At 73.8% G+C, this 5269-nt stretch carries 6 protein-coding genes; all 6 read left to right on the plus strand.

Annotation, left to right across the window (positions count from 1 at the left end):
* Positions 1 to 1118: bifunctional diaminohydroxyphosphoribosylaminopyrimidine deaminase/5-amino-6-(5-phosphoribosylamino)uracil reductase RibD (gene ribD / locus VGR37_07835; protein ID HEV2147299.1), on the plus strand; the 1118-nt coding region annotated here is incomplete at its 5' end.
* A gap of 6 nt (positions 1119 to 1124) precedes the next feature.
* The gene (locus VGR37_07840; GenBank protein HEV2147300.1) at positions 1125 to 1778 is read left to right on the plus strand and encodes a riboflavin synthase; all 654 of its coding nucleotides are present in this window, start codon (positions 1125 to 1127) and stop codon (positions 1776 to 1778) included.
* 60 nt (positions 1779 to 1838) lie between these two features.
* Complete coding sequence (locus VGR37_07845; GenBank protein HEV2147301.1) at positions 1839 to 3044, plus strand: bifunctional 3,4-dihydroxy-2-butanone-4-phosphate synthase/GTP cyclohydrolase II; 1206 nt, start codon at positions 1839 to 1841, stop codon at positions 3042 to 3044.
* A gap of 34 nt (positions 3045 to 3078) precedes the next feature.
* Positions 3079 to 3558, plus strand: coding sequence for a 6,7-dimethyl-8-ribityllumazine synthase (ribE, locus tag VGR37_07850; GenBank protein ID HEV2147302.1), 480 nt, complete (start codon positions 3079 to 3081; stop codon positions 3556 to 3558).
* Positions 3555 to 3992 (plus strand): transcription antitermination factor NusB, encoded by a 438-nt coding sequence (nusB, locus tag VGR37_07855; GenBank protein HEV2147303.1) that lies wholly within the window; start codon positions 3555 to 3557, stop codon positions 3990 to 3992. The genes ribE and nusB overlap by 4 nt, the downstream gene beginning before the upstream one ends.
* Entirely contained in the window at positions 3989 to 5098 is a 1110-nt protein-coding gene (locus tag VGR37_07860; protein HEV2147304.1) for a glycosyltransferase family 4 protein, read from the plus strand. The genes nusB and VGR37_07860 overlap by 4 nt, the downstream gene beginning before the upstream one ends.
* Positions 5099 to 5269: the final 171 nt, after the last annotated feature.

A 5269-nucleotide genomic window follows, 5' to 3' on the forward strand; every position in this document is an offset into this window, starting at 1 on the left:
CAGCCGGGCGGCCGGGATCCCGGTCCCGGCGCTCTCCGGCACCGCGTCGGTGGGCGTGTACCCGGGAGTCAGCCTCGCGCCCACGGTGGGCGGGGTGGGGGCGCGTGGCCCCCAACCCGCTCGTGGGAGCGGTGGTGGTGAACGGCGGCGAGGTGGTGGGGGAGGGGTACCACACGGAGTACGGCCGCCCCCACGCCGAGGTGGAGGCGCTCCGCGCGGCTGGCGAGGCGGCGCGGGGAGCCACGCTGTACGTGACACTGGAGCCGTGCGCCCACCACGGGAAGACGCCGCCGTGCACCGACGCGATCCTCGCGGCCGGCGTGCGGCGCGTGGTGTTCGCGGCCTCGGACCCCAACCCGAAGGCGGCGGGCGGGTGCGCGCTCCTGGAGGGGGCTGGGGTGGAGGTGGTCCGGGGCGTGGAGCTGCGGGCGGCGCTCGACCTGAACGCCGCCTTCTTCCACGCCCTCGCCGGGCCGGAGCGCCCGTGGACGGAGCTGAAGCTCGCCCTCTCGCTGGATGCTCGCGTCGCGGACCGGGACGGCCGCTCGGTGTGGATCACGGGCGACCTGGCCCGGGAAGAGGTGCACCGGATGCGCGCCGGCTTCGACGCCGTGGGGGTGGGGATCGGCACCGCCCTGGCGGACGATCCCAAGCTCACCGTGCGCGGCCCGGTGGAGCCCCGCGTCCCGCTTACGCGCGTGGTCTTCGACCGGGCGCTCCGCCTCCCGGCGGACGGGCACCTCGCGCGGACCGCGCGAGAGGTGCCGGTGGCCCTCGTCTCCCGGCCGGACGCCCCCGGGGAGCGGCGCGCGGCGCTGGAGGCGCTCGGCGTCCGGGTCCTCGCGGCGGAGACGCTGGCGGACGGGCTCCGGGAGCTTCGGCGCGCCGGCGTCTCCTCGCTCTTCTGCGAAGGGGGCGCGGCGCTCTCCGCGGCGCTGCTGGAGGCCGGCCTGGTGGACCGGCTGCACCTCTTCTACGCGCCCCTCTTCCTCGGGCCGGAGGGCGCGAGCCCGTTCGCCGGGATCGCCAGCCCCGCCGTCGGCGAGGCGAAGCGCTGGCGGCGGCTCCGGACCGAGGCGTTCGGGCCGGACACCCTGGTCACCCTGGCGGCGGAGTAGCGCGGCGTGTTCACGGGGATCATCGAGGAGGTGGGGACGGTCGCGGCGGTTCGCGACCTGCAGAACGGGGTGGAGTTCCGCATCCGGGCACGCACGGTCCTGGAGGGGATCGCGCTGGGCGACAGCATCGCCATGGACGGGGTCTGCCTCACGGCCACCGCCTTCGACGAGGACGGCTACACCGTGCAGGCGGTGGCGACCACGCTGGGGCGGACCACGCTGGGCGAGCTCGCCGTCGGGCGGCGGGTGAACCTGGAGCGCGCGGCCGCGCTCGGCGCGCGCCTGGGAGGCCACCTGGTGCAGGGACACGTGGACGGGGTGGGCGAGGTGGTGTCCGTCGTCCCGCGCGGCGAGCTGGTGCTGATCGACTTCACCCTCCCGCCGGAGGTGGACGAGGTCACCATCCTGCACGGCTCCATCACCCTGAACGGGATCAGCCTGACGGTGAACGCCCTCCCCGCGCCCGGGGTGGCGCAGGTGTCCATCGTCCCCTTCACCTGGGCCCACACCAACCTGGCGGACCTCGCCCCGGGGGCGCGGGTGAACCTGGAGGGGGACCTGATCGGCAAGTACGTCCGGCGCCTCCTGGAGCGCGGGCGGGTGGGGGACGGAGGGCCGGGAAGCGCGGGCGAGGACCTCCCCGGCTCGCCGGGGTACTAGTTGCAGGCCGCCGGGGGACCTATCTTCCCGGCGGCAACTTCTTTTTCAGCGGTACGGGACATGCCTTTCGATCGCGTCGAAGACGCTATACAGGACATCCGGGACGGCCGGATGGTGATCGTCGCGGACGACGAGGACCGCGAGAACGAGGGCGACCTCGTCTGCGCCGCCTCGGCCGTCACGCCGGAGATCATCAACTTCATGGCGGTGCACGGGCGCGGGCTCATCTGCCTGGCGCTCACGCCGGAGCGCGCGGACGCGCTGGACCTGCGCCCCATGAGCGAGCTCAACACCGAGGCGCAGGGGACCGCCTTCACCGTGTCGGTGGACGCGGCGGCGAGGTACGGGGTCACCACCGGGATCAGCGCGTCCGACCGGGCGAAGACGATCCAGGTGTGTCTCGCCCCGGACGCGAAGCCGGCCGACCTGCGCCGCCCCGGCCACGTCTTCCCGCTGCGCGCCCGCCCCGGCGGAGTGCTGCGCCGGGTGGGGCAGACGGAGGCCTCCGTGGACCTCGCCCGCCTGGCCGGGCTGGAGCCCGCCGGTGTGATCTGCGAGATCCTCAACGACGACGGGAGCATGGCCCGCCGCCCGGAGCTGGAGGTCTTCGCGCAGAAGCACGGGCTGAAGTTCATCACCGTCGCCGACATCGTGGCGTACCGGCTCCAGAGCGAGCGGCTGGTGGTGCGGGAAGCGGAGGCGGTGATCCCCACGCCGCACGGCGACTGGAAGATCATCGCCTACCGCAACGAGCTGGACCAGTTCGAGCACGTGGCCATGGTGAAGGGCGAGCTGGGGGGGGAGGAGAGCGTGCTGGTGCGGATGCACTCCGAGTGCCTCACCGGCGACGTGTTCCACTCGCTCCGCTGCGACTGCGGCGAGCAGCTCGACGCGGCGATGAGCGCCATCGACCGCGAGGGGCGCGGCGTCATCGTCTACCTCCGGCAGGAGGGGCGGGGGATCGGGCTCGTGCACAAGCTGCGGGCGTACGCGCTGCAGGACGGGGGGATGGACACGGTGCAGGCCAACGAGGCGCTGGGCTTCCGCCCGGACCTGCGCGACTACGGGATCGGCGCGCAGATCCTGCTGGACCAGGGGTTGTCGTCCATCCGCATCCTGACCAACAACCCGAAGAAGATCGTCGGGCTGGACGGGTACGGCCTTTCGGTCACGGAGCAGGTGCCTCTGCGGGTGGAGCCCAACCCGCACAACCAGGCGTACCTGGCGGCGAAGCGGGACAAGCTTGGGCACCTCTTTCCGGTGTGAGCGGGTGGCGGCGGAGAACCTGACTGGAGCGAAGATGATCGAGCATTCGGGGATGCTGCGGGGCGAGGGACGGCGGTTCGGGATCGTGGTGGGACGCTTCAACGAGCTGGTGACTCGGCAGCTCCTCCTGGGCGCGCGCGACTGCCTGCTCCGGCACGGGGTGTCGGACGACGACGTCGAGGCGGTGTGGGTCCCCGGCGCCTTCGAGATCCCCTCGGCGCTGCGCCGCCTGGCGCGCGCGGAGCGCTTCGACGCGCTGATCGCGCTGGGGGCGGTGATCCGGGGGGGGACGCCGCACTTCGACTACGTCGCGGGGCAGGTCGCCAGCGGGGTCTCGGCGGTGGCCGCGGGCACGGACGTGCCGGTGGTGTTCGGGGTGCTCACCACGGACACCATCGAGCAGGCGATCGAGCGCGCCGGGACCAAGGCCGGCAACAAGGGCTGGGACGCGGCCATGACGGCGCTGGAGATGGCCGACCTGTTCGCGCGCATGGACGGGGAGGCCCGCACGTGAAGTCGCGCAGCCGCGCCCGCGGCTGGGCGCTCCAGGCGCTCTACGCCTGGGAGGCGCGCGGCGCCGACCCCGAGGCGGCCGTCCGCACGCTGCAGGACCTCTTCGCCAACCTGCGCGTGTCGCCGCAGAACCGCCCCTACGCTGAGGTGCTGGTGCGGCTGGTGGCGGTCAACCAGCAGCGCATCGACCGGATGCTGCAGGACGCGCTCACCAACTGGCGGCTCGCCCGCCTCTCGGTGATCGACCGCAACGTCCTGCGCCTGGGCGTGGCCGAGATGCTCTTCGTGGACGACGTCCCCCCGCGCCTCTCCATCCGCGAGATGGTGCGGCTGGCGGAGAAGTACGGCACCCACGAGAGCCCGCGCTTCGTCAACGGCGTGCTCGACGCGGTGATGCGGAGCGCGCTCCCGGGGGAGGCCGCGGGCGAGCGGTGAAGCTGCTCGTCGTCAACTGGCAGGACCGGCTCAACCCGCAGGCGGGAGGCGCCGAGGTCCACGTCCACGAGACGTTCGGGCGGCTGGCGGCGCGCGGGCACCGGGTGTCGCTCCTCGTCTCGGGCTGGGAGGGGGCGCCGCAGCGGGAGCGGCTGGACGGGATGGACGTGCACCGCGTGGGCGGCCGCCACACCTTTGGCGCGCTGGCCCCGGGCTACTACCGCCGCGAGCTCGCGCGCGAGGGCTTCGACGCGGTGGTGGAGGCGCTGAACAAGGTACCGACCTTCGCGCCGCTCTGGGCGGGGCGCCCCGTGGTCCTCCTGGTGCACCACCTGTTCGGCGCGACGGCCTTCCGGGAGGCGTCCTTCCCGCTGGCCGCCGCGACCTGGCTCCTGGAGCGCCCCATCGGTCCCGTGTACCGCGGCGTCCCTGCGCAGGCCATCTCCCGCAGCACGGCGGAGGACCTGGTGGCGCGCGGTCTGCGGGCGAGCGACGTCCGCGTGATCTACCCCGGCCTCGACCTGGCCTTCTACACGCCGGGTCCCGGGGGGGCGCGGCTCCCCGAGCCCACCTTCCTGTACCTGGGACGGCTGCGGCGCTACAAGGGGATCGACCTCGTCCTGCGCGCCGTCGCCGCGCTGCGCGACCGCGGAACGCACGTGCGGCTCCTGGTGGGCGGGAAGGGCGACCACGAGCCGCAGCTCCGCGCCCTGGCCTCCGGTCTGCGCCTGGGCGACCGGGTGGAGTTCCTGGGGTTCGTCACCGACGAGCGGAAGCGGGAGCTGTTCCGGACGGTGTGGGCGAACGTGTTCCCCTCGCCCAAGGAGGGATGGGGGATCACCAACGTGGAGGCCGCAGCCTGCGGCACCGCCACCGTCGCCAGCGACTCCCCCGGCCTCCGCGAGTCCGTGCTCGACGGCCGCACCGGAGTCCTGGTGCCCCACGGCGACGTCGCCGCCCTCGCCGCCGCACTCGAGGCGCTGGCGCGCTCGCCGGAGCGGGTGGCGGAGCTGGGGAGCGCGGCGCTGGACTTCACGGCCCAGTTCACGTGGAACCGGACCGCCGACGAGACCGAGGCGCACCTGTTGGCAGTGACGGCCGGGTAGGGGGACGATGGTGAGGGTGGGGATGTCGCGCGGGCGGTCGGGGGCGGGGGTGGCGCTCCGGAAAAAGCCAAACTCGCTGCGCTCGGACACAAGGCTTTTTCCTCCGACCACCCCCGCCCCCTCCCTGCGACCCTCTCCGCGAGGGTGCCGAACTGCGGCGATGTTCTCCCC

It is taken from the genome of Longimicrobiaceae bacterium (assembly GCA_035936415.1).
Lineage (GTDB): Bacteria > Gemmatimonadota > Gemmatimonadetes > Longimicrobiales > Longimicrobiaceae > JAFAYN01.